The sequence below is a fragment of the Pseudomonas sp. 14P_8.1_Bac3 genome (assembly GCF_025466085.1).
In the GTDB taxonomy this organism is placed as follows: domain Bacteria; phylum Pseudomonadota; class Gammaproteobacteria; order Pseudomonadales; family Pseudomonadaceae; genus Aquipseudomonas.
Genome location: NZ_JANLOD010000049.1, coordinates 126032 through 148663 on the forward strand (window position 1 = coordinate 126032; position 22632 = coordinate 148663).

Sequence of the window (22632 nt, forward strand, 5' to 3'; positions counted from 1 at the left end):
TTCTGCGGCGACAAGCTGCCTAGCATGGCTCCACTTATGACTGTGGAGCTTTCTTATGAACGATAGGCATGCAATACCCGCCGGCGTTGCGCTCGCGCCAACGCCGGCTTCCTCCTGGCACGACTGGCTGTCGGTGTTTTCCGTGGCCTTGGGCGCCTTCGCCTTTGTCACCACCGAATACCTGCCGGTGGGCATACTGCCGCAGATCGCCAACAGCCTGGCCATCACCGACGGGGTCGCGGGGTTGATGGTCACCGTACCGGGGATCGTCGCGGCGGTATCCGCGCCGGCGATCATGCTCGGGGCCGGGAGGATGAACCGTCGTCATTTGTTGCTGCTGTTAACACTGTTGCAGGTGGCGGCGAACTTGATCTCGGCGTTCGCGCCTTCGTTGCTGGTCATGCTGTTGGGCCGCGCGTTGTTGGGGGTCGCGCTGGGTGGGTTCTGGGCGGTGGCGATTGCCGTGGCCGCGCGTCTGGTCAATGAATCCAAGGCGGCAAAAGCCACGGCGCTGATCTTCGCCGGGATCACCTTGGCGACGGTGTTTGGCGTGCCGTTCGGTACGTTTCTCAGCACACTGTTTTCCTGGCGCGTGTCGTTCGCCGTCGCCGCAGGGTTGGCGCTGTTGGCGTTGATTGCACAAGGCCTGACCTTGCCTTCGCTGCCGTCCCGTGAAGGCTTGCGTTTGCGGGCGCTGCTGGAGTTCCTGGCGCGCAGGAATGCGCGTCGCAGCATGTTGCTGCTGGCGCTGGTGGTCGCGGCACACTTCTCGGCCTACACCTACATTGCGCCGTTCCTCGGTCGTGAAGCGGGCTTCTCCGCCAGCGCGATCACCTCGGTGCTGCTCGGTTTCGGCCTGGTCGGGATGCTGGCCAATTTCGCCATGGCCAGCGGTGTGGCCCGGCATCTGCGACTTTCCCTGGGCGCGGTGGTGGTGCTGATGATCATCGCCCAACTGGCCTTGCCACAATTACAAGGAGCAGGCGTGGTGCTGGCGGTACTGATATGGGGCATTGCCTATGGCGCGATTCCACTGGGCGTGAGCACCTGGATGCAACTGACGTCGCCACAATTGCCGGAGGCCAGTTCTGCGATGCTGGTGACGATGTTCCAGGTGGCGATCGCTTCCGGTTCGCTGTTCGGTGGTCTGATGGTGGATCATCACGGCGTACCGTCGGCACTGTGGCTGGGCGCCGGGATCGGCGTGCTTGGCCTGGCGGTAATGCTCAGCTTCGGCATCGGCAAAGCGCCGATTGCCGAAGCCCTGCAACGCTGAGTTCATGCTTTGAGAATGTTGTCCTTGAAGTAGTCGATCAACACACGCAACCGCGGTGCGGTCTGCTTGGACGCAGGCCAGAGCATCCACAGGTTACCCGTGTGGTCAGTAAAATCCTCCAGCAGCACCTTCAGCCTGCCGTCGGCCAACGGCTGACGGATTGAAAAATCCGGAAGGCAGGCAATCCCCACCCCATCAATCGCCAGGTACGTCAGCGGATCCATCGTCGTGCACGCCATCGACTTGGCCAGGTTCGGCTCGATGTGCGTGTCGCCGATGCGCAGCGGCCAGCGCTCGATCATTCCCGTCGCCGGAAACTTGTGCAGCAGGCACACGTGGTTGATCAGATCATCCGGATGCTCAGGCTCGCCATGCCGTTCCAGGTACTCCGGCGACGCCACCAGTTGCAGTTGATAACCCCCGAGCTTGCGCGCCATCAACCGTGAATCCTGCGGCGCACCGGTGCGGATCACCGCGTCGAAGCCTTCCTCGATCACGTCGACCATGCGGTCGGACATGTCCACGTCCAGTTCGATGTCCGGATAGGCGCGGATGAATCCGGCCAGCACCGGCATGATCAGCACGTTCTGGATCGGCACGCTGATGCGCACTTTGCCCCGAGGATTGCTGGACAGCTCCAGCAGCTCCATTTCCGCCGCTTCCACTTCACTGAGGATGCGTTTGCAGCGGTCGAGGAACAGCTCGCCTTCGGTGGTCAGGGTGACGCTGCGGGTGCTGCGATGGAACAGGCGCACACCCAGCCGCTCCTCCATCCGCGCCACGCTTTTGCCCACCGCCGACGAGGAGATTTCCAGCAGGCGGCCGGCTTCGGTGAAGCTGCGGGTTTCAGCCACCTGAATGAAGGCGGTGATGCCGCTGAGGCTGTCCATCATGGGAGGCGTGCTCGGTGCAGGGAGGGTTAACGCAGAGTAGAGGGGGGCGGGGGATTTGCAAAGCGGGGGAGTGGCTGGGGGGCATTTCAGAAAGATCGAGTTGCGCCCATTCGCGAAGAAGTCGAATGGGCGCAAAGACGGTTATATATTCAACGCAACTGTCAGGCAGTGGCTTGGTAGAACGGATAATCCGTAAACCCGACCTCAGTGCCGCCATAAAACGTATCGCGGTCATAAGCATTCAACGGCCGGTCATGACGAATGCGCTCCGGCAGATCCGGGTTGGCGATAAAGTCCCGTCCAAACGCCACCAGGTCCGCATCACCGGCCTGCAAAATCTGCTCGGCAGACGCCGCGGTGAAGCCACCCGCCGCGATGATCAAACCGTGGTAGTGCCGGCGAATCAACTGCGCCGCCACCGGGTTCTGATCCTTGCTCTCGTCAATCGAGTTGCCCAGCACTCGCGGTTCGATCAAATGCAAATACGCCAGTTTCAGCGTTGCCAGTTGCTCGGCGACGTAGACAAACAATGCTTCTGGATCGCTGTCCTTCATGTCACCGAAGTTGCCGCTCGGCCCAAGGCGTACGGCCACTCGCTCACTGCCCCATACCGAAATCACCGCACGGGTGATGTCCAGCAGGAAACGCGCACGCTTAGCGAGGGTGCCGCCATAGGCGTCGGTGCGGCGGTTGCTGCCGTCCTGCAGGAACTGGTCGATCAGGTAACCGTTGGCGCCGTGGATTTCCACGCCGTCAAACCCGGCTTCCAGGCCCCGTTGCGCGGCGCTGCGGAAGTCTTCGACCAAGGCTTCGACTTCCGTTGCGGCCAGTGCACGGTGCGGCGTGCTTGGCACCCAGCCGTTGGCGGTGTAGGCGACGCCGTCGTAATCGACGGCCGACGGGGCGACCGGCTGCGCGCCATCGGGCTGCATGTCGCGGTGGGACTGGCGACCGGCGTGGAACAGTTGCAGGAAAATCCGCCCGCCCTTGTTGTGCACCGCTTCGGTGATAGCTTTCCAGCCGGGGATCTGTGCGTCGTTGTACAGACCAGGCGAACCCAGGTAGCCGTTGCCGGTGGTGGACACCACCGTGGCTTCGGAAATGATCAGGCCGCCGTCGGTCGCCCGTTGCGAGTAATACTCGGCCATCAACGCGCCAGGCAGGTCGCCGGGCTCGGAACGCATGCGCGTCAGCGGCGCCATGACCACGCGGTGGGAGAGGGTGTAAGGACCAATCTGGATCGGGGAAAGCAGGGTGGAATGTTTCATGGTGACCTCCAATAAGTGTCTGGGGGCTACCTTAGGCCGGTACGGCGATTAGAAAAACGGGTCAGCGATCCGCTCTCTTTGGACGGATTTGTCCGTAATCAAAGTAGGACTGGTCTTGCAATAATGTAGTCCCTTGGAAGAAAATGAGAGTCATTATCAAATAATCTTCCCGGGCCTTCTTCATGTCCTCCGTTGATCTTTCTCTGCAACACGCCGTGCATTCGCTCTATGAGGACCATCACTCATGGCTTTGCGGCTGGCTGCGCAAGCGAATCGGTTGCGTCGATAATGCGGCGGATCTGGCCCAGGACACCTTCATTCGCGTGCTGACTCAGCGCAAGGCCCCGGAACTGCGCGAGCCGCGGGCCTACCTGAGCACCGTCGCGCGCAGCCTGATGATCGACATGTTTCGCCGCCGGGCGCTGGAACAGGCCTATCTGGAAACGCTCGCGCTGTGCCCGGAACCCGTGGACATCTCGCCCGAAACCCGCACGCTGATCATTGAAACCCTGATGGAGATCGACCGCCTGCTCGATGGTCTCGGTGGCCGCACACGCGAGATTTTCCTGTTGGCGCAGCTCGACGGCCTGAGTTACGTGGAGATCGGCCGGCGCCTGAGCGTCTCGGTGAACACGGTGAAGAAACACACGGTGCGCGCCCTGACGCACTGCCTGCTGCTGATCGAGGACTGAGCGATGGCCCGTTCGCAAAGCCTGGATCACGCGACCCTCGAAGCCGCCGCGCGCTGGTACGTCGATTTGCGTGGCGAGGTGCCGGACGAGGCCACCCGCGAGGCGCATCGACGCTGGCTCGAACGCGATCCCCGGCATGCGCAAGCATGGGAGCGCCTGGCGCGGTTGCAGGACAAACTCGGCCAGGTCGCCCCCGGCATCGCTCGGCCGACCCTGGCCAATGCCCGTGCCAGGCGGCGCGACGTGCTCAAGGTGTTGTCGATCCTGATGGCCGCGGGCGGGGCGGGTACGCTGGCCTGGAACACCACAGCGCTGCCGACCCTGATGGCCGACCAGCGCACCGGAACCGGCGAACATCGCCGCCTGCGCCTGGACGACGGCAGCCAATTGCAACTGAACACCGCCACGGCGGTGGACATTCGGTTCAGCGCCACCCTGCGCGAAGTGCGCTTGCTCAGTGGCGAAATCCTGATTGAAACCGCGCGCGACGATCTGGCGCGGCCGTTCATTGTGCACACGGCCCAAGGCAGCGTCCGCGCCTTGGGCACTCGGTTTATCGTCCGCAGCGACGCGGGGCGCACGCTGGTCTGTGTGCAGGAACATGCGGTCGAAGTGCGCGCCGCCAATCGGCTTGGCCGGGTCGTGCGTGTCGACGCCGGTCAGCAACTGAGCTTCAGCGATAACAGTGTCGGTCCCGTGCAGCGCGCCAACCCTCAGGCCGACGCCTGGACCCGCGACATGCTGGTGGTCGACGACTGGCGCCTGGGTGATTTCATTCGTGAGCTGCAACGCTACCGTCCGGGCCATCTGGGCTGTGATCCGGCAGTGGCGACGCTGCGTATTTCCGGGGCGTTCCACCTCGGCAGCACCGACACGATTCTGGACAACCTGACCGCGACGTTGCCGGTGCGCATCCGCCGTTTCAGTCGGTACTGGGCAAGCGTGGAAGCGGTTTGAGCGTGTCATCGAAAAGAAATTGCGGCGAGGGGTTGTTGATTGTGATTCTCGTTCGACCTTGTAGGTAGAGGCGCAACAGACGCCGCCAATCAATGCCACCGGGCGAAAGGAAACTGCATGACCCCTCGCAACCCCTCTATCGGTTTTTCTGCTGTAAACCTGTCCGTTAAACCTCTGAATCGCGCGGTGCATGCGGCGTTGCTCGGCATGGCGCTGATGGTGCCGGTGGGTTTCACGCTGCTGGCACAACCCGCGTGGGCACAGACCAATGCTGAAACGCAATTCGATATCCCGGCCGGTTCGCTGGCGTCGGCGCTGACCCAATTCGCTTCCACGGCCGGGGTGACGGTGTCGTTTGAGCCGGCCGCTGCCAATGGCCAGAACACCGCGGGGCTGCACGGTCGCTACAGCGTGGACGCCGGTTTGCGCCAGTTGCTTGCCGGCAGCAAGTTGCAGCTGGTGCGCCATGACAACGGCAGTTATTCGCTGCTGCCGGCGGCAGAGGGTTCGGCGCTGCAACTGGGGGCGACCAACATTTCCGGGCAGGTCATCGAGTCGGCCTACGGCCCGGTCGACGGTTACGTCGCCACCCGCAGCGCCACCGGCACCAAGACTGATACGCCGATTCTGGAAATTCCCCAGGCCATCAACGTGGTGACCGCCGCGCAAGTCGAAACCCAGGGCGCGCGCAACCTGACCCAGGCCCTGCGCTACACGCCGGGGCTGAACACCGGCGGCTTCACTGACCGCAATTCGATTGCCGACGAAATCACCAGCCGCGGTTTCGCGCCGACGCCGTTGTACCTGGACGGCGCCTACATTCCTTACGCCGGCAGCCTCGGCGGCGCGCCGCAAATCGACCCGTACACCCTGGAGCGCATCGAGGTGCTCAAGGGGCCGTCGTCGGTGCTCTACGGGCAAAACCAGCCGGGCGGGCTGATCAACCTGGTTTCCAAGCGCCCGACCACCGAGCAGCGCAGCCAGGTCAAACTTGGCGCGGGCAGCTACAACCGGGTCAACGGCGCCTTCGACGCCAGTGGCCCGATCGATGATCAGAAGGCGTTTTCCTATCGTCTCATCGGCGTCGCGAACAAAGGCAACGAACAGGTCGACCACACTCACAGCGAACGCCTGTTACTGGCGCCGAGCCTGACCTGGACGCCCACCGACGACACTTCGCTGACCCTGCTGGCGCAGATCCAGCGTGACGACGGCCTAGAGGATTATCAGTCGCTGCCGCGGATCGGCTCCCTCGATCGCGGCCCGACCGGGCAAAGAATCGACCGCCATTTCTTTTCCGGCGACACGCGCTTCAACGACTACAAACGCGATCAGTACGTCTTCGGCTACGACTTCAGCCACAACCTGACCGATGACCTGACCTACCGCTCAACCGCGCGTTACACCGACGTGCGCGACCAGTACAAAGGCTTCTACCTGCGGGCGTTCGCCACCGACGCCGCGGGCGAGACCGATTACACCCGCGCGAGTCGCACCAAGGTTGACTGGCGCCAGCACAACATCGCCTACACCATCGATAACAACCTGCAATACACATTCAACACCGGCGACCTCGAACACACGCTGCTTACGGGCGTGGACTATCGCCATTTCAACCGCAAGTACGATGGGCTCAACGCGTACAACGTGATGCCGGTCAACCTCTACGGCCAGAACAACTTCGACACCGGCAGTGTGGTCCCGGTGCTGGACACCCGCTGGGACAACACCCTGCGCCAGACCGGCGTGTACGTGCAGGACCAGATCAAGCTGAACCAGTGGATCCTGACCATCGGCGGGCGTGAGGACTGGGCGGAAATCGATAACAAGGACATCCTCGCCGAGACTGTCACGTCCCAGCGCGACCATAAATTTACCGGTCGCGTGGGCCTGACTTACGTCACCGAGTTCGGCCTGGCGCCCTATATCAGCTATTCCGAATCGTTCCTGCCGACCCTCGGCACGGCGGCACCGGAGCGCGGTGGCAAGGCGTTCGAACCGACCGAGGGCGAGCAATACGAAGTGGGCGTGAAGTATCAGCCGTTCGACAAGACGCTGATTACTGCCTCGGTCTTTCAGGTCAAACAGAAGAACGTGCTGACCGGTGACGATGACTACCCGCAGTACCAGACCCAGGACGGCGAAGTGCGCTCGCGCGGCGTCGAACTGGAAGTCAAATCCAGCCTCGACAACATCGACGTGCTGGCCGCCGCGACCTACATCGACTCGTTCTATACCAAGAGCAACTACGGCGACCAGGGTAATCGCAACGAAGCACAGGCGCCGGTCTCCGCCTCGTTGTGGGCCGACTACCACTTCACCCAGGCGACCCTCAACGGTCTGACCTTCGGTGCGGGTGCGCGCTATACCGGGCGCAAACCGGGTGATTCGTCGCACTCCTTCGAAGTGCCGTCGTACGTCGTCTACGACACCACGATCAGCTACGACCTGGGCAAACTGGACGCCAGCCTGCGCGGTCTGCAGACCCGCCTGAACGTGCAGAACGTGTTCGACCGCAAATACATCTCGGACTGCAACTACTCGTTCGGTTGCTACTACGGCCAGGAGCGCGTGGCTGCGGTGGAAATGTCCTACGACTGGTAACGTTGCCCCGATCGGAGTTGCTGGCGATGGTCGTTAACGATAACGCGGGGCGGCCCGATTCAACGCGGCGCCCTTTGAATCCATCGCCAGCAAGCTGGCTCCTACAGTGTTCGGTGTGATCCCGATGCCGTCGCACGACAGGGATTTTCGTCAGTCGCATATCCGAGCTTCACCACGGACACTGTGGGAGCGGGCTTGCCCGCGAAGGGGCCGCAACTGACACACTACGTCGTCCCGCCAGCGCGTTATCATAGGCGCCCCGCGAACCCACGCTTCACGCCCGCCCGTCAGAGCCAACTCAATGCCGCAGATCAGCCACTTCAAAACCCCATGCCCCGAGCACCTCACCAGCCAGATCCTGCAGATGGTCGTCGACAACCTGACCGACATCAGCATGGTCGCCATCCCGCCGAGCAACCTGTTGTACAACGTGTACCAGTACGCGATCGGCTATGAGGTGCACCTTTACCTGGAGGCGCTGAATGGGGCAAAGGGGATTGCGGTGGAGCTGATCGTCGCCACGGACGTGGACGATCCTGAAAAAGTCATCGGCTTCTTGCTGTACCTGCCGATCAAGGACGACCCCGAGGCGTGCGGCGTAGCCTACATGGCGGTGCAGGCCGGTTATCGGCGCCAGGGCGTGGCGCGCAAGATGGTGCGGGAAATGGTCGGTCGTTATCCCCATGCGGAACTGACCTGCGCGGTGGCCAAGGTGACGTGGTTCGAGTCGATGGGTTTTCAGGTGCTGGGCGTGCGCGGTTCGCAAGTGCTGATGAACACCCGCGATCACAGCGCCGACGGCTTGATGGGGTTGCTGGATGTGGCGTCGATTTATAGCTCGCTGGAAGTGCGGCAGATTCATACGTACCTGCTGCAAAAGCACGGCAAGCGGGCAATGATCGATGCGGAGAAACAGCGCGACCGGCACCTGGACCAGCTCACGCACAAGGCCAATGAATTTGTCCGGCAACGCCGGAACCACGCCGATTCACTGTAGGAGCGAGCTTGCTCGCGATGGACTCGAAAGCGCCGCGTTCCAGTCAGAAAACGCGCGTGATTATTGAGATCATCGCGAGCAAGCTCGCTCCTGCAGAATAAACGTGCACAAAAAAAAGAGCCTCAACGCTCTTTGATGGGGAGGAAGTAGAGCCCTTGAGGCTCAAGATGCACGTGAAGCAAAGCGGTGAGCTTGGTAGGGTTCAGAACACTCACCACTTACGCAACCGCTTGAGTTGAGCAAACAAACGGCCGCGTAGACTCATCGTAGGAACATGCAGTTTGGCACTCAAGTACCGCTAGTCGTCTCCTGGCCCGGCCAGCCGGCTCGCCGTAACGCTTTGAGCAGCGTCCCGGCGTCCAGCCCCGGCACCGCGTGGCCATTGCCCTCGGCGGTGTCGGCGGCCAGCAAGGCATTGATGATCGCTTCCTCCACCGCTTCCGTAGCCGCCAGGAACAACTCGCTGATGTGATCGTTGTTGACCATGCTCAGGTTGTCGCAGGTCGGTGACTTCTTCGATTCATACGCGGCCGGCGGCACATCGTTGCCGGTCGCAAAGGCGATAAAGAGGTCGCCGCTGTGGTCTTCATTGCCGCCGCCGGTGCGGGCGAGCCCGAGGCTGGCGCGCTGGGCGAGGCGGGTGCATTGGTGCGGCAGCAACGGCGCATCCGTGGCGAGGCAAACGACAATCGAGCCCATGCCCGGATGCGGTAACGATGCCTTGAGAAACGGTGAGTCAGCCTTTTCCATGTAGCGCCCGACCGGGTAGCCGTCGACGCGCAGTTCGTTGCGGATACCGTGGTTGGCCTGGACGATGGCGCCGACCGTCCAGCCGCCCTGGGCGCTGTTCAAACGCCGCGAAGCGGTGCCGATCCCACCCTTGAATTCATGACAGATCATGCCGCTGCCACCGCCGACATTGCCCTCGGTCACCGGTCCGCCAATGGCGGTGTTCAGGGCTTCGGCCACGTGTTCGGGCTTCACGTGAAAGCCATTGATGTCGTTGAGCAAACCGTCGAACGTCTCCAGCACCACCGGCATGTTCCAGTAGAGCCGGCCGTCGTCCGGTTGCTGTTGACGGTCCAGCACGATCAACGCATCGCGCACCACGCCCAGGCTGTGGGTGTTGGTGAAAGCCACCGGGCTGGTCAGCAAACCGGCCTCGCGAATCCACTCCAGACCGGTGGCATCGCCGTTACCGTTGAGCACATGGACACCAGCGAAACAGGGCTGCTGACTGGTGGATCCGGTGCGCGGCTCGATCACGGTGACGCCGGTGAGGATGTCGCGTCCATTGGCGGTGCGGCCGCGCACATTGCTGTGGCCGACTCGCACACCGGGGACATCCGTGATGGCGTTGAGCGGGCCGGGTTGGAGTTGGCCGAAGCGGATATTCAAATCGCGGGCACGTGGTTTCATGCAGGAACTCTCAGGCAGGTTAAACGGAAAGGAGGGCGGTTCAGTTGCCGTTCTTGATGTTGCTCCAGACGCGCGTACGGACACGTTCGATCTCATGGGGCTGCGGCTGCAAGGTGAAAGCCTTGGCGATCACCTCGGCTGAGGGATAGATATTGCTGAACCGGCGCACTTCGTCCGAGACCAGTGCAGTGGCGTCTTTGTTGGCATTGGCGGTGAGCGCCAGATTGGTGGCGGGTGCAATCACCTCGGGCTGCAGCAGGTAATTGATAAAAGTCAGCCCCTGTTTCGTATTGTTGGCGTCCTTGACCATGACCAGGTTATCGGACCAGAGCGGCGCACCTTCGACCGGGATGCTGTACTCGATTTTTACACCCTTCGCGGCTTCATTGGCGGCCTGCTTGGCCCCGAATACTGTGCCGGACCACGTCAAGGCGACGCAGATGTCGCCGTTGGCCAGGTCGGTCTGAATCTTCGACGAATTGAAATAGGTGATGTAGGGACGCAACTTCAGCATCAGGGCTTCAGCTTTTTTGTAGTCGGCGGGGTTGCTGCTGTTGGGCGGCAGGCCGAGATAGTGCAGGGCGATCGGGATGATTTCGGCGGGAGCGTCCAGGATCCCCACGCCGCATTGGCTCAGCTTCGCCAGGTTCTGTTCCTTGAACAGCAGGTCCCAGGAGTTCACCGGCGCCTGGTCGCCCAGGACTTCGCGGACCTTGTCGACGTTGTAGCCGATGCCATCGGTGCCCCACAGATAAGGCACGGCGTATTGATTGTCCGGGTCGTTCGCACGCAGCTTTTCCAGCAACACCGGATCAATGTGGTGCAGGTTGGTCAGTTGGCTGCGGTCCAGTTTCTGCAAGGCGCCGGCCTTGATCAGGGCCGGCAGGATGAAGTTGCTGGCCACCACCACGTCGTAACCGCTATGGCCGGTCATCAGCTTGGCTTCCAGGACTTCGCCGCTGTCGAAGGTGTCGTAGACGGTTTTGATCCCGGTGTCGCGCTGGAAATCCTTCAGGGTGGTAGGGCCAATGTAGTCAAACCAGTTGTAGACGTGCACGGTGGGCTCATCCGCCGCTGCGAGCGCTATCCAGGTCGACAGGCAAGCGCCCAGTCCCAGGTTGATATACGTGCGGTGACCACTCATGATGCGGCGCTCCTGGCCTGCTGCAGGCCGGTGATAATCAGGAGCTTGCAGCGTATCGACCGGGATGGGCGTCACCCATTCCCATCATGGGTTACTCGAAAGGGGTAGGGCGTGGACGCGTTGTTAAAAGAACTGCCGGTGCACCAAGGGCTGGCGCGGGTGTTTGGCGCATTGGGCCACGACGGATTCTGGCGGGCGCTGGTGGATACCTTGCGCCTGCTGGTGCCGCTGGATAACGCCTTGGTCGCGGTGATGCAAGCGGGGCGAGTGCCGCGTTTGCTGATCGATTTCGACTCCCGCAGCAGCGGCGACGAGGCTGAAGAACTCGCCGGCTACAGCGCCGGCATGTACCTGCTCGACCCGTTTTACCAGGCTGCCTGCGCCGGCATTGCCGACGGTTTGCACAGCCTTGACTCAGTGGCCCCGGACCAGTTCCAGCAGAGCGAGTACTACCAGAGTTACTTCCGTTCCGTGGTGGGCGGCGATGAGTTGCAGTTCATGATCAACCTCGACGGCGCCGTGCTTGGTTTGTCTTTGGGGCGAGTTGCGCGTTTCACCCTGGAAGAACAGGGACGTCTGCTGTGCGTGCGCGACTGGGTGCTGGCGGCCATGGGCCGACACCTGCAACTGGTGCCGCCGGAAGGGCCGACGGCCGTGGCCGGAGACCTGGCAACCCTGCTCGATCAGTTCGATGCGCGATTGACGGCGCGGGAAGTCGAAACCGCGCGGCTGATCCTCCAGGGTTTCTCCAGCAAAGCCATCGCCCAGCACCTGGGGATTTCACCGGAAACGGTGAAGGTGCATCGGCGCAACGTCTATCACAAGCTCAATGTGAACGGGCATGGCGAGTTGTTTGCATTGGTGTTGCAGCCGCGTTGATCCCACCATCCCCTGTAGGAGCGAGCTCGCTCGCGATGAACCTGAGCGCGCCGCGCAGAGTCAGGAACCGCGCGTTATCGTTGACGACTCTCGTCGGAACGCCGCCCGGAGCCTGCTCGCTCCTACAGGGATCGCTTCAGCGGCGACGCGCTCTTAAAAACGGAATACCAACGCCTTCAACCCGGCCTCGTCATCCGCATCCGGAAACTCCGGCGGGTTCGCCAGCCGCTCCACAAAACGCAAGCTCGGCGCCTCACGGGTCACGCCCTCGATCAGGAAGTCCGAACCCAATGCCGGGTCGTTCATGCAGGCCAGCACAGTGCCTTGCGGGGTGAGCAATTCCGGCAAGCGGCGCAGCACCCGCTGGTAGTCCTTGGTCAGCAAAAAGCTGCCTTTCTGAAACGACGGCGGGTCGATGATCACCAGGTCGTACGGACCCTTGCCGATCACCTTGCCCCAGGACTTGAACAGGTCGTGGCCGAGAAAGCTCACTTTGCTCAGGTCGTGGCCGTTGAGCCGGTGATTGTCGCGGCCGCGATTCAGGGCCGGGCTGGACATGTCCAGGTTGACCACGTGTTCGGCGCCGCCCTCGACAGCCGCCACGGAAAAACCGCAGGTGTAGGCGAACAGGTTCAGCACACGTTTACCCACCGCGTTGGCGCGGACCCAGTCGCGGCCGTAGCGCATGTCGAGGAACAGCCCGGTGTTCTGCTTGCGGCCGAGGTCAACGCGATAACGCAGGCCGCCTTCGGTGATGGTCATGTCCTCGATCACTTCCCCGACCAGCCATTCGGTGGTGCTTTGCAGCAAATAGCGATGCTGTAGCGCCAGGGTGTGCGCACCGGATTGCGTCCACTCGGGCGAGCGGGTGATGTCCATCAACCGCTGTTTCAACCCTTCCAGCTGCGCCGCTTCCGGCTCCTTGAACAGCGACACCAGCACCACGCCCTGCAACCAGTCGACGGTCACCTGCTCCAGCCCCGGCCAGCATCGACCGCGACCGTGGAACAGCCGGCGGGTTTCTGCGGGGGCGGCCGCGAGGGCAGTCAGCAGATGGTCGTGGAGGGTGATGAGAGCTTCAGGGTTCATCGGGTTCGGTCGGTCATTGGGAGGGGGCGGCATTTAACCATAGTTGAGCGATGGGCGGTCGACACCAAACTCTGGAGCGGGCGTGCTCGCGAAGGCGGTATATCAATCGCCTTGTCATTGCCTGATACACCACCTTCGCGAGCAAGCCTGCTCCCATCGCAGTTATCACGGTTAATTTAACTTTACGTGAGGATTTGGCGATCTTCCGGCTTTCATACTCGGCTCCAACGAATAACAACCTGGAGCCGGACATGTCGCAGTCAACTGCCGCACCCAAGGCCAGCCACCCCCGCTGGCTACGGTTGACCCATTGGCTGAATGCCCTGGCGGTGCTGGTCATGGTCACCAGCGGCTGGCGCATCTACAACGCCTCCCCGCTGTACGACTTCAGTTTCCCGACAGGCATCACCCTGGGCGGCTGGCTCGGCGGCGCGTTGCAGTGGCATTTCGCGGCGATGTGGTTCCTCGCCCTCAACGGGCTGGTTTACCTGGCCATCAATCTCGCCAGTGGCCGTCTGTCACGACGCTTTTTCCCGGTCTCGCCCAGCGGTGTGTGGCGGGACCTGGGGGCCGCGTTGCGCGGTCGGTTGGGGCATGCCGACCTGAGTCATTACAACCAGGTGCAACGGCTGGCGTACCTGTTCGTGATGCTCGACATTGCGCTGCTGGTGATCTCCGGGCTGGTGTTGTGGAAGTCCGTGCAGTTCCCGCTGCTGCGTGAACTGCTCGGCGGCTACGACGCAGCGCGGCATGTGCATTTCATCGCGATGACGTTGTTGATGGCCTTTGTGGCCGTGCATCTGGTGATGGTCGCCCTCGTGCCGAAAACGCTGCTGGCCATGATCATCGGTCGCAAGGAGCCGGTATGAAAAAGCGCATCGAAGGTCTCGACGAATCCTCGATCCTGAAAGACGCCCGCAAGATCATTGCCCCGCAGATCGAAGACCGCTCGCGCCGCTCGTTCCTGCTGCGTGGCCTGACCCTTGGCGGCGTGGCCATGCTCTCCGGCTGCAACATCAGCGATAACGACAGCGTCGAGACTGCGCTGTCGTCGATGTCGCGGTTCAACGATCGGGTGCAGGGCTGGCTGTTCAATCCCAACGCCCTGGCGCCGACCTATCCGGCGTCGATGATCACCCGGCCGTTTCCCTTCAACGCTTTTTACGGCATCGACGAGGCGCCGACGGTCGAGGAAGAAAGTTATCGGCTGGAAGTGACCGGGCTGGTCGCCGACAAGCGCACTTGGCGCCTCGAAGAACTGCGCGCCATGGCGCAGAACGAACAGATCACCCGGCACATTTGTGTTGAAGGCTGGAGCGCGATCGGGCGCTGGGGCGGCGTGCGTTTCAGCGATTTCCTGAAGCGGGTCGGCGCCGACACCGATGCCAGATACGTTGGCTTCAAATGCGCCGACGATTACTACACCAGCATCGACATGGCGACCGCGCTGCACCCACAGACTCTGCTGGCGCTGACCTATGACGGCGCGGTGCTGCCGCGCGAATACGGCTTCCCGATGAAGCTGCGCATGCCGACCAAGCTCGGCTACAAGAATCCCAAACACATCCAGGCGATATTCGTCAGCAACACCTACAGCGGCGGCTACTGGGAAGACCAGGGCTACAACTGGTTCGGCGGCAGCTGACGGCGCCCGACAGCTTCACCGCGCAGCATTCGCTGCGTTCAATCGCAACCTGTGCTTCAAGGAGTTTCATCATGAAAAAGTTAACCACCGTCGTTCTGTCCATGTGCCTCGCCATGGGCGCTGCCAGCGTATTTGCCGCCGAAACCACCAACGGCATGAGCAACGACAGCATGAGCAAAGACTCGATGTCCAAAGACGCCATGAAAAAAGACACGATGAAAAAGGATGCCATGAGCAAGGACACAATGAAGAAAGACGCCATGTCCAAGGATTCGATGAAGAAGGACGAAATGAAAAAAGACGCGATGTCCAAGGACGCCATGAAAAAAGACGCCATGTCGCAGTAATCCGAAACCACACAATCCCCTCAGGAGCGAGCCTGCTCGCGATGGTCTGTCAGTTGGCATCAATGCAGCTGACACACCATCGCGAGCAGGCTCGCTCCTACAGGTTTTTGGGGTATGACTTGAAGTCATGCCCTCATGACTTTTAATGGTTACAGCCCCGCCAACCCCCAGTGTTAAAAAATCGCAAACACAGCTCATCAACAACAAAAAAGAGCGTTTGCACCCATGACTGATCCTCTCCGCCATACCCAGCGCTCTTCGACCTCCGCCATTCGCCACGCGACCTGCACCGTCCGCGTGCATTGCTGATCCTCCAAAAAAATCACTGAAGAGTAACGACCCATGAAAGAACTCGACCTGTACATCGGTGAAGGCTTCGAAGGCCCTGGCGTCAACGCCGCTCACATCAACATCCTGATCGGCCCGCGCAACGGTCCGGCGGGGCAGGCGTTCGCCAACAGCCTGGCGTCGCCGAGCCAGGGCCATTGCCCGTTCATGGTGATTGCCCAGCCCAATATCCCGGTCAAACCGATGACCCTCTACGTCAACAAAGCCGCGATCAGCAGCGACCTGCACGGCAACGCCACCTGGGGTGCGTCGCAAGCCGGGATCGCCAAGGCGGTTCTGGAAGCGTTGCTCGACGGCACCTTGCCGCCGGAAGCCGAAGATGAATGGGCCATCGTCACCGCCAACTGGGTCAACCCGGCGTGCGATGACCTCGATGCCGTGTACTTGAACAACTACAACGCCTGCCGCACGGCGATCCGTGCCGCGCTGACCGGCAAGCCGGAAACCGCGCAACTGGCGGACGTGGTCAATCACATCAGCAACCCTTTCTACACACCAAAAGCCTGAGGTCCGCGCCATGCAATACATTCGTTTGGGCAACTCCGGCCTGCAAGTCTCCCGCCTGTGCCTGGGCACCATGAACATGGGCACCCCGGACTGGAAGCCGTGGATCTTCGATGAGAAGAAAAGCGAGCCAATCGTCGCGCACGCCCTGGACAACGGCGTCAACTTCATCGACCTCGCGGACTTCTATTCCGCCGGTGTCGGCGAGGAAGTAGTGGGGCGCATCGTCAAGCGCCTGGCCCGCCGCGAAGACCTGGTGATCACCACCAAAGTCGGTTACGGCACCCGCACCGGAATCAACGCCAGCGGCCATTCGCGCAAGCACATCATGGACAGCATCGACGCCTCGCTGCAGCGTCTGAACATGGATTATGTCGATGTGTTCATGCTGCATTACTTCGATGTGAACACCCCGGTCGAAGAGACCATGAGTGCGATGAACGACATCGTGCGTTCCGGCAAGGCGCGTTACATCGGCGTGTCGACCATGCTCACCGGGCAGTTGGCGAAGATCCTCATGGCGTGCGAGCGCAATGGCTGGGTCAAGCCGATCAACATGCAGCTGCAACTGAACTGTGCCTACCGTGAAGAAGAGCGCGAAATGATTCCGTTCTGCCGCGACCAGGGTCTGGGCGTCTCGGTATTCAGTCCGCTGGCCCGTGGTCTGCTGACCGGTGACGTGCAGTCGACCCGCAACCAGACTGACTTCTTCACCCAGCAGATGTACAGCGACGAAGCCTCGTTCGAGATCGCCCATTCGGTGCAACGAGTGGCCCGCGCGCGTGGTGTGTCCAACGCGCAAATCGCCCAGGCCTGGGTCGCCAACCATCCGGGGGTGGATTGCATGCTGGTCGGCGCCGACACCACCGAGCAGTTCGACAGTGCCCTGGCGGCGCTCGACACCCAGCTCGACGCTGACGAGCTGCACGAACTGGAACGCAATTACACCCCGTGCGATGTGATCAACGATTACACCGCTGGCAAACGCATCCTGCGTTCGGCCCGTCCGGGCCTGGAACGCTTCACGTTGACCGAGGCTGTGGCATGAGCGCGCTGATCCGTCACGGCCATTTCATCGACGGCCAATGGTCTTCCGGTGGTTCGACATACCCGGTGTTCAACCCCGCCAATGGCGAGTTGATCACCGAGGTGCAGCAGGCCGGCGCCGAGGAAACCAACCTCGCCATCGACGCCGCCAACCGCGCGTTGCCGGCCTGGCGCGCGCTGACTGCGAAGGAGCGCAGCCAGAAGCTCAAGCGCTGGAGCGAACTGATGCTCAGTCACCAGAAGGAGCTGGCGACGCTGCTCAGTCGCGAGCAGGGCAAACCGTTGGCCGAAGCGATGGGCGAAGTGGTCTACGCCGCGAGCTTTCTCGAGTGGTTCGGCGAAGAAGCCAAGCGTGCTTACGGCGACGTGATCCCGAGCCACAAGGCGGACGCGCGGATCATCGTGGTCAAGGAAGCCATCGGCGTGGTCGCCGCGATCACTCCGTGGAACTTCCCGCTGGCGATGGTCACCCGCAAGGTCGGCCCGGCGCTGGCGGCGGGGTGCACAATGATTCTCAAGCCATCGGAAGAAACACCGCTGTCGGCCTTCGCCCTGGGGGTGCTGGCCGAGCAGGCCGGGATTCCGGCAGGCGTGTTCAACATCGTCAGTGGTGACGCCGTGGCGATCGGCGGTGCGCTGCAAGCCTCCGGGGTTGTGCGCAAATTGTCGTTCACCGGCTCCACCCGCACCGGCAAGTTGTTGATGCGCCAGGCTGCCGAGACCCTGAAAAAAGTCTCGCTGGAACTGGGCGGCAACGCGCCGTTCATTGTCTTCGACGATGCCGATCTGGACGCCGCCGTGAAAGGCGCAATGGCCTCGAAGTTCCGCAATACCGGGCAAACCTGCGTCTGCGTGAACCGCTTCTTCATTCAGGACAGCGTGTACGAAGCCTTCACTGGCAAACTCGCCGAGGCGGTGGCGGCCATGCGCGTCGGCAGCGCTCTGGAAGGCGAAACCGAGCAAGGTCCGCTGATTAACAATGCGGCGCTGGCCAAGGTTGAACTGCACGTGAGCGACGCACTGGAGAAGGGCGCCAAACTGTTGTGCGGCGGCCGTCGTCACGCGCTGGGCGGCACGTTTTATGAGCCGACCATTCTCGCCGAAGCCAGCAGCGACATGCTGATCGCCCAGGACGAAACCTTTGGCCCGGTGGCCGCGTGCTTCCGCTTCAAGGACGAAGCCGAGGTGATGCAAATGGCCAACGACACGCCGTACGGCTTGTCCGCTTACTTCTACAGCCGCGACATCGGCCGCGTCTGGCGCATGGCCGAAGGCCTGGAAGCGGGCATGGTCGGGATCAACGAAGGGATCATTTCCACGGAAGTGGCGCCGTTCGGCGGCATCAAGGAATCGGGCCTCGGTCGCGAGGGTTCGAAGTACGGTCTGGATGACTACCTGGAGATCAAATACCTGCTGATGGGCGGCCTCTAACCCCCCCTTGTAGGAGCGAGCAAGCTCGCGATGGACGTTAACGATAACGCGGGGAGCCTGACGCACCACGGCGTTCTCAGACTTTTCGCGAGCATGCTCGCTCCTACAGAAGAGCACACCGATTTCGCTTTCATTTCTCCGTCAATAACAACAATTGGAGATTTACATGTCCGTACAACCGGTAAAAATCGACGACCTGCCCATCGGGCGCTTTCACCTCAAGATCGCCGGGCTGACCTTCGGTGCGCATTTCACCGACGGCTACATCCTCGGCCTGATCGGCATCGCCTTCACCCTGCTGAGCCCGCAGATGCAACTGGATGCCTTCTGGCAAGGATTGATCGGCGCATCGGCGCTGATCGGGCTGTTCCTCGGCAGCCTGTTTTTCGGCTGGATTTCCGACAAGGTCGGTCGCCAGAAGATCTTTCTGGTCAGCTTCGTGCTGATCACCCTCGCCTCGGTGATGCAGTTCTACGCCGAAACGGCCATGGGCCTGTTTCTCTGCCGGGTATTGATCGGCATCGGCCTCGGCGGTGATTTCAGCGTCGGCCACGCCATGCTCGCCGAGTTCTCGCCGAAGAAGCACCGCGGCGTGTTGCTCGGTTCGTTCAGCGTGATCTGGACCTTCGGTTACGTCGCCGCCACCTTCGTCGGCACCGCCATGCTCAGCCTCGGCGACGATGCCTGGCGCTGGATGCTGGCGTCGTCGGCGATCCCGGCGGCGTTGATCCTGATTGCCCGAATCGGCACGCCGGAGTCGCCGCGCTGGCTGGTCAACCAGGGGCGGGTTGCCGAGGCGCGCGCCATCGTCAAGAAACACCTGGGCGCCAACGTCGAACTCGACGAAACACAATCCACCGAAACCCGTTCCGGCTATGCGGTGCTGTTCAGCCGCGAATACCGCAAGCGCACCGCGTTCAACTGCCTGTTCTTCGTCTGCATCGTGATGCCGTACTTCGCGATCTATACGTTCCTGCCGTCGATCCTGCAGAAGATGGGCCTGGCCGAAGGCTTCGGCACCGAACTGATGCTGAACATGCTGCTGATCCTCGGCGCGTTGATTGGCATCTGGTGCACGATCAAGTTCTCGCGACGCGGGTTCCTGATCAACTCGTTCATCATCCTCGCGGTCGCGTTGTTCATGCTGGCGGTGCTGCCCAGCAGTGCGGCGTTCCTGATGGTGCTGGTGTTCGGCTTGTTTACGCTGGTGTTGTCGGCGGTGAGTAACCTCGTGGGGGTGTTCCCGGCCGAGAGTTTCCCGACCGAAGTACGGGCCAGCGGGATTGGCCTGGCCACCGCGGTGAGCCGCCTGGGTTCGGCGGTCAGCACGTTCTTGCTGCCGGTGAGTGTGGCGGGGATCGGCCTGAGCCCGACCATGGGTATTCTTGCGGCGATCCTGGCACTGGGCGCGTTGCTGTCCTGGGCGTGGGCGCCGGAGACCAAGTCGCTGACGCTGAGCCAGGCGTGCAAGGCGCAGAGTCCGGTGGAGGGGAGTGCGGCGGTCGCCGTCAAAACCGCTGCTCCGATCTAAACTACAGCCACAAACTTAACTGTGGGAGCGGGCTTGCTCGCGAAGGCGGTGTATCAGTCAACATAGATGGCGACTGGCACTCCGCCTTCGCGAGCAAGCCCGCTCCCACAGGGGATACCGGTGGTTCAGGGATTGCTGACCAGTCCCAACCAATCGGTGAACAACTTCACCTTCGACAACCCCTGCTTGTCGTTCGCCACGTCCAGCCAATAGCCATAAGGCCCGATCACCTCCACCGGCGTGATCGGCAGCAGGCTGCCATGGGCCAGTTCCTTCTCGATCATCTGCCGGTCGATCACTGCCAGTCCGCCGCCCGCCAGCGCGGTATGGATCACCTGATCCAGCGTACTGAACTCCAGCCCTTGGCCCGCATCGACATCGTCCCGGCCCATCGCCGCCAGCCAGTTCTCCCACACCTTCAGGCGCTTGCCGTCGTGCAGGATGTGCAGCAACGGAAATTGCCGCAGGTCCGGCGGCTGGCCATCGTTGAACAGCTCGGGGCTGGCCACGGCGATGTGCCGCTCCATGACCAGCAACTGGCTGTTGCAATGGGGCGCGGCTTCGAGGCCGAAGCGAATGTGACAGTCGATCTCGGCCAGACTGTCGTGCCCGGCCTGGTTGGTCACGCTCAGGCTGATGTCCGGGTAGCGCTGGCAAAACACCCGCAGGTGCGCCGACAACCACCGCGTGGCCCAGGTCGGCGGCGCCAGGATGCGCAGGCGCTGGCGCAGGTTGGGCACGCGCACGGCTTGCAGGGCGCGTTCGATGTGGTCGAAGGCTTCTGCCAGATGCGGTGAGAGGGCGCTGCCGGTTTCAGTCAGTGACAAGCCTTGCGGCGTGCGGATGAACAGCGCGACGCCGAGGTAGTCTTCGAGCTGCTTGATCTGCCGGCTCACCGCTCCCTGGGTAACGTTCAGACCCAGCGCCGCCTGGCTGAAACTGCGATGCCGCGCGACCTCTTCGAAAACGCGCAGCATATTGAGCGAGGGCAGTTGGCGCATGGCAGAAGGGCTCCGCACCGGCCTCGGGTGTTGCGTCGGGCCGGTTGTTGTAGAGGTTGGTTTTATGGTGCCTATCTGACTATCAGCAAGAACCTGATGCAAGCGTTGTTTGGGCCGTCCTTGGCGACGCCAAAATCCCGCCCGCACCTGAATTACTCAATGTTTCGTCCGCCCGTCCCCTGGGACGTTTGATTTTTTACCCTGTGTGGCATCAAAAATGAATTTCCGCCGAGCCCGCTGCTCATACCTGTAAGCAGCGGATTTGAGCCCGCGAAATCATTAGGCAATCAGGGAGTGGCAATCATGTGTCCAGTATCGGCGGCGGGCGAGCAGCTTTCTGGCGGGTTGATTCTTGTGGTTGAGGACGATCCGTTGATCCTGGAGTTTCTCTGCGAAATTCTGCAGGAGGAAGGTTTTACGGTCGAACCGCAGATCAGCGCGGATGCGGCGGCGGGTTATCTGGAGCAGCACGCGGACAACGTGGCGCTTTTGCTGACGGACATCACAATGCCCGGCAAGCTGAATGGCGCCGATCTGGCCAATCAATTCGGTGACCGCTGGCCGGACAAGCCGATCATGATCATGTCCGGGTTCGAAACGCCAGAAACCTCAGGGGTGCGGCACGAGGTGTCTTTCATCAAGAAACCCTGGGCGCTGGGGCAATTGCTCGATTGCGTCGAAGGCGCTTTGAAGTCGAAGACGGTGGGCTGAAAACCGGCGGTACGCGAGCCGCGCGAACTTGCTACATTGCGTGGCAACCGCCGTCCGGCTCCTGCGAAGGAAGTGCATCCTTGTCAGATCAAACATCGGTTTTTAACAAACCTTATCGCGCCTTTCTATTTGATATGGACGGTACCGTCCTCAATTCCATCGCCGCCGCCGAGCGCATCTGGACCACCTGGGCGTTGCGCCACGGGCTGGATGTCGCGACGTTCCTGCCGACCATTCATGGCGCTCGTGCCATTGACACTGTCAACCGCCAGGCCTTGCCGGGTATTGATCCCAAGGCTGAGGCGGCGTGGGTGACCCAGGCGGAAATCGATGACGTCGAGGGGATTGTCGAGGTGGCCAGTGCGGCGAAATTTCTCGAGTCGTTACCGGCGCGGCAGTGGGCGATTGTCACGTCTGCGCCCAGGGCGTTGGCGCTGCGGCGCATGGCGGCGGCGGGGATTCCCGAGCCCGAGGTGATGGTCACGGCGGAAGATGTCAGTGCCGGTAAACCGGACCCTGCGGGATACTTACTGGCGTCCAAGCGCTTGGGAGTGGACGTCACGGAGTGCCTGATATTCGAAGATGCCGCGGTCGGCATACGCGCTGCCGAAGCGGCGGGGGCAGACCTCTTGATCATTACCTCGACGCACGACCACCCGATCGTAACGCCACATGCAACGCTGGCCAGCTACGATGCGGTCAGCGTTCACCTGGATGCCACGGGGTTCATCCGTTTGCTCCCGATCTAACAAATGTGGGAGCGAGCCTGCTCGCGAATACGGCGTGTCAGACCACATCTTTATGGAGTGACATTCCGCCTTCGCGAGCAGGCTCGCTCCCACAGTTTTG

General features: G+C 61.8%; 21 protein-coding genes. 15 read left to right on the forward strand and 6 right to left on the reverse strand.

Features of this window, described 5'->3' with window-relative positions:
* The first annotated feature begins 55 nt into the window (after positions 1 to 55).
* Positions 56 to 1276, forward strand: a complete 1221-nt coding sequence (locus NTD84_RS14835) for an MFS transporter (protein ID WP_262166789.1) — start codon at positions 56 to 58, stop codon at positions 1274 to 1276.
* Positions 1277 to 1278: 2 nt separating this feature from the next.
* On the opposite strand, the gene NTD84_RS14840 is transcribed toward NTD84_RS14835, so the two are convergent.
* Both NTD84_RS14840 and NTD84_RS14845 read right to left on the reverse strand, forming a co-directional pair.
* Positions 1279 to 2166, reverse strand: a complete 888-nt coding sequence (locus NTD84_RS14840) for a LysR family transcriptional regulator (RefSeq protein ID WP_262167231.1) — start codon at positions 2164 to 2166, stop codon at positions 1279 to 1281.
* Positions 2167 to 2330: 164 nt separating this feature from the next.
* Complete coding sequence (locus tag NTD84_RS14845) at positions 2331 to 3437, reverse strand: alkene reductase (RefSeq protein ID WP_262166792.1); 1107 nt, start codon at positions 3435 to 3437, stop codon at positions 2331 to 2333.
* A gap of 182 nt (positions 3438 to 3619) precedes the next feature.
* On the opposite strand from NTD84_RS14845, the gene NTD84_RS14850 reads away from it, so the two are divergent.
* The 4 genes from NTD84_RS14850 to NTD84_RS14865 all read left to right on the forward strand — a co-directional run bounded on the left by NTD84_RS14850 (position 3620) and on the right by NTD84_RS14865 (position 8687).
* On the forward strand, positions 3620 to 4129 hold the full coding sequence (locus NTD84_RS14850; protein WP_262166795.1) for a sigma-70 family RNA polymerase sigma factor: 510 nt from the start codon (positions 3620 to 3622) through the stop codon (positions 4127 to 4129).
* 3 nt (positions 4130 to 4132) lie between these two features.
* Complete coding sequence (locus NTD84_RS14855; RefSeq protein WP_262166797.1) at positions 4133 to 5086, forward strand: FecR domain-containing protein; 954 nt, start codon at positions 4133 to 4135, stop codon at positions 5084 to 5086.
* 117 nt (positions 5087 to 5203) lie between these two features.
* Complete coding sequence (locus tag NTD84_RS14860) at positions 5204 to 7690, forward strand: TonB-dependent siderophore receptor (RefSeq protein WP_262166800.1); 2487 nt, start codon at positions 5204 to 5206, stop codon at positions 7688 to 7690.
* A 301-nt stretch (positions 7691 to 7991) separates the two neighbouring features.
* A complete protein-coding gene (locus NTD84_RS14865) occupies positions 7992 to 8687 on the forward strand; it encodes a GNAT family N-acetyltransferase (RefSeq protein WP_262166801.1) in 696 nt (231 codons plus the stop codon).
* A 288-nt stretch (positions 8688 to 8975) separates the two neighbouring features.
* Here the strand turns inward: NTD84_RS14865 and NTD84_RS14870 are convergent, their stop codons facing one another.
* Both NTD84_RS14870 and NTD84_RS14875 read right to left on the reverse strand, forming a co-directional pair.
* On the reverse strand, positions 8976 to 10106 hold the full coding sequence (locus NTD84_RS14870; RefSeq protein ID WP_262166802.1) for a P1 family peptidase: 1131 nt from the start codon (positions 10104 to 10106) through the stop codon (positions 8976 to 8978).
* A gap of 40 nt (positions 10107 to 10146) precedes the next feature.
* A complete protein-coding gene (locus NTD84_RS14875) occupies positions 10147 to 11250 on the reverse strand; it encodes a polyamine ABC transporter substrate-binding protein (RefSeq protein ID WP_262166804.1) in 1104 nt (367 codons plus the stop codon).
* A 111-nt stretch (positions 11251 to 11361) separates the two neighbouring features.
* On the opposite strand from NTD84_RS14875, the gene NTD84_RS14880 reads away from it, so the two are divergent.
* Positions 11362 to 12129: a helix-turn-helix transcriptional regulator gene (locus NTD84_RS14880; protein ID WP_262166807.1), complete on the forward strand. Its 768-nt coding sequence runs from the start codon at positions 11362 to 11364 to the stop codon at positions 12127 to 12129.
* A gap of 153 nt (positions 12130 to 12282) precedes the next feature.
* On the opposite strand, the gene NTD84_RS14885 is transcribed toward NTD84_RS14880, so the two are convergent.
* Positions 12283 to 13218, reverse strand: coding sequence for a class I SAM-dependent methyltransferase (locus NTD84_RS14885; protein ID WP_262166809.1), 936 nt, complete (start codon positions 13216 to 13218; stop codon positions 12283 to 12285).
* A 251-nt stretch (positions 13219 to 13469) separates the two neighbouring features.
* Here NTD84_RS14885 and NTD84_RS14890 point away from each other — a divergent pair, with 251 nt between their 5' ends.
* The 7 genes from NTD84_RS14890 to NTD84_RS14920 all read left to right on the forward strand — a co-directional run bounded on the left by NTD84_RS14890 (position 13470) and on the right by NTD84_RS14920 (position 20071).
* Complete coding sequence (locus NTD84_RS14890; RefSeq protein ID WP_262166810.1) at positions 13470 to 14087, forward strand: cytochrome b/b6 domain-containing protein; 618 nt, start codon at positions 13470 to 13472, stop codon at positions 14085 to 14087.
* Entirely contained in the window at positions 14084 to 14863 is a 780-nt protein-coding gene (locus tag NTD84_RS14895; protein ID WP_262166812.1) for a molybdopterin-dependent oxidoreductase, read from the forward strand. The genes NTD84_RS14890 and NTD84_RS14895 overlap by 4 nt, the downstream gene beginning before the upstream one ends.
* A gap of 71 nt (positions 14864 to 14934) precedes the next feature.
* Positions 14935 to 15210 carry a pentapeptide MXKDX repeat protein gene (locus tag NTD84_RS14900; protein WP_262166815.1) on the forward strand — a complete coding sequence of 92 codons (276 nt, stop codon included), beginning with the start codon at positions 14935 to 14937 and terminating at the stop codon, positions 15208 to 15210.
* Positions 15211 to 15552: 342 nt separating this feature from the next.
* A complete protein-coding gene (fae, locus tag NTD84_RS14905; protein WP_008043405.1) occupies positions 15553 to 16065 on the forward strand; it encodes a formaldehyde-activating enzyme in 513 nt (170 codons plus the stop codon).
* Positions 16066 to 16075: 10 nt separating this feature from the next.
* On the forward strand, positions 16076 to 17110 hold the full coding sequence (locus NTD84_RS14910) for an aldo/keto reductase (RefSeq protein WP_262166818.1): 1035 nt from the start codon (positions 16076 to 16078) through the stop codon (positions 17108 to 17110).
* Positions 17107 to 18540, forward strand: coding sequence for an NAD-dependent succinate-semialdehyde dehydrogenase (locus NTD84_RS14915; protein WP_262166820.1), 1434 nt, complete (start codon positions 17107 to 17109; stop codon positions 18538 to 18540). Before NTD84_RS14910 ends, NTD84_RS14915 begins: the two co-directional genes overlap by 4 nt.
* A gap of 166 nt (positions 18541 to 18706) precedes the next feature.
* Positions 18707 to 20071 carry an MFS transporter gene (locus NTD84_RS14920; RefSeq protein WP_262166823.1) on the forward strand — a complete coding sequence of 455 codons (1365 nt, stop codon included), beginning with the start codon at positions 18707 to 18709 and terminating at the stop codon, positions 20069 to 20071.
* A 125-nt stretch (positions 20072 to 20196) separates the two neighbouring features.
* On the opposite strand, the gene NTD84_RS14930 is transcribed toward NTD84_RS14920, so the two are convergent.
* Complete coding sequence (locus NTD84_RS14930; RefSeq protein WP_262166825.1) at positions 20197 to 21072, reverse strand: LysR substrate-binding domain-containing protein; 876 nt, start codon at positions 21070 to 21072, stop codon at positions 20197 to 20199.
* A gap of 303 nt (positions 21073 to 21375) precedes the next feature.
* On the opposite strand from NTD84_RS14930, the gene NTD84_RS14935 reads away from it, so the two are divergent.
* Positions 21376 to 21783, forward strand: a complete 408-nt coding sequence (locus NTD84_RS14935) for a response regulator (protein ID WP_262166828.1) — start codon at positions 21376 to 21378, stop codon at positions 21781 to 21783.
* Positions 21784 to 21863: 80 nt separating this feature from the next.
* Positions 21864 to 22532 carry an HAD-IA family hydrolase gene (locus tag NTD84_RS14940; protein WP_262166831.1) on the forward strand — a complete coding sequence of 223 codons (669 nt, stop codon included), beginning with the start codon at positions 21864 to 21866 and terminating at the stop codon, positions 22530 to 22532.
* Positions 22533 to 22632: the final 100 nt, after the last annotated feature.

What these genes read in the sequence shown, in the direction of transcription:
- NTD84_RS14860 (WP_262166800.1), top strand. Translation starts at nt 5,204, where the DNA reads ATGACCCCTCGCAACCCCTCTATCGGTTTTTCTGCTGTAAACCTGTCC.
- NTD84_RS14920 (WP_262166823.1), top strand. Translation starts at nt 18,707, where the DNA reads ATGTCCGTACAACCGGTAAAAATCGACGACCTGCCCATCGGGCGCTTT.
- NTD84_RS14935 (WP_262166828.1), top strand. Translation starts at nt 21,376, where the DNA reads ATGTGTCCAGTATCGGCGGCGGGCGAGCAGCTTTCTGGCGGGTTGATT.
- NTD84_RS14850 (WP_262166795.1), top strand. Translation starts at nt 3,620, where the DNA reads ATGTCCTCCGTTGATCTTTCTCTGCAACACGCCGTGCATTCGCTCTAT.
- fae (WP_008043405.1), top strand. Translation starts at nt 15,553, where the DNA reads ATGAAAGAACTCGACCTGTACATCGGTGAAGGCTTCGAAGGCCCTGGC.
- NTD84_RS14840 (WP_262167231.1), bottom strand. Translation starts at nt 2,166, where the DNA reads ATGGACAGCCTCAGCGGCATCACCGCCTTCATTCAGGTGGCTGAAACC.
- NTD84_RS14930 (WP_262166825.1), bottom strand. Translation starts at nt 21,072, where the DNA reads ATGCGCCAACTGCCCTCGCTCAATATGCTGCGCGTTTTCGAAGAGGTC.
- NTD84_RS14900 (WP_262166815.1), top strand. Translation starts at nt 14,935, where the DNA reads ATGAAAAAGTTAACCACCGTCGTTCTGTCCATGTGCCTCGCCATGGGC.
- NTD84_RS14865 (WP_262166801.1), top strand. Translation starts at nt 7,992, where the DNA reads ATGCCGCAGATCAGCCACTTCAAAACCCCATGCCCCGAGCACCTCACC.
- NTD84_RS14845 (WP_262166792.1), bottom strand. Translation starts at nt 3,437, where the DNA reads ATGAAACATTCCACCCTGCTTTCCCCGATCCAGATTGGTCCTTACACC.
- NTD84_RS14855 (WP_262166797.1), top strand. Translation starts at nt 4,133, where the DNA reads ATGGCCCGTTCGCAAAGCCTGGATCACGCGACCCTCGAAGCCGCCGCG.
- NTD84_RS14870 (WP_262166802.1), bottom strand. Translation starts at nt 10,106, where the DNA reads ATGAAACCACGTGCCCGCGATTTGAATATCCGCTTCGGCCAACTCCAA.
- NTD84_RS14835 (WP_262166789.1), top strand. Translation starts at nt 56, where the DNA reads ATGAACGATAGGCATGCAATACCCGCCGGCGTTGCGCTCGCGCCAACG.
- NTD84_RS14890 (WP_262166810.1), top strand. Translation starts at nt 13,470, where the DNA reads ATGTCGCAGTCAACTGCCGCACCCAAGGCCAGCCACCCCCGCTGGCTA.
- NTD84_RS14910 (WP_262166818.1), top strand. Translation starts at nt 16,076, where the DNA reads ATGCAATACATTCGTTTGGGCAACTCCGGCCTGCAAGTCTCCCGCCTG.
- NTD84_RS14895 (WP_262166812.1), top strand. Translation starts at nt 14,084, where the DNA reads ATGAAAAAGCGCATCGAAGGTCTCGACGAATCCTCGATCCTGAAAGAC.
- NTD84_RS14875 (WP_262166804.1), bottom strand. Translation starts at nt 11,250, where the DNA reads ATGAGTGGTCACCGCACGTATATCAACCTGGGACTGGGCGCTTGCCTG.
- NTD84_RS14915 (WP_262166820.1), top strand. Translation starts at nt 17,107, where the DNA reads ATGAGCGCGCTGATCCGTCACGGCCATTTCATCGACGGCCAATGGTCT.
- NTD84_RS14885 (WP_262166809.1), bottom strand. Translation starts at nt 13,218, where the DNA reads ATGAACCCTGAAGCTCTCATCACCCTCCACGACCATCTGCTGACTGCC.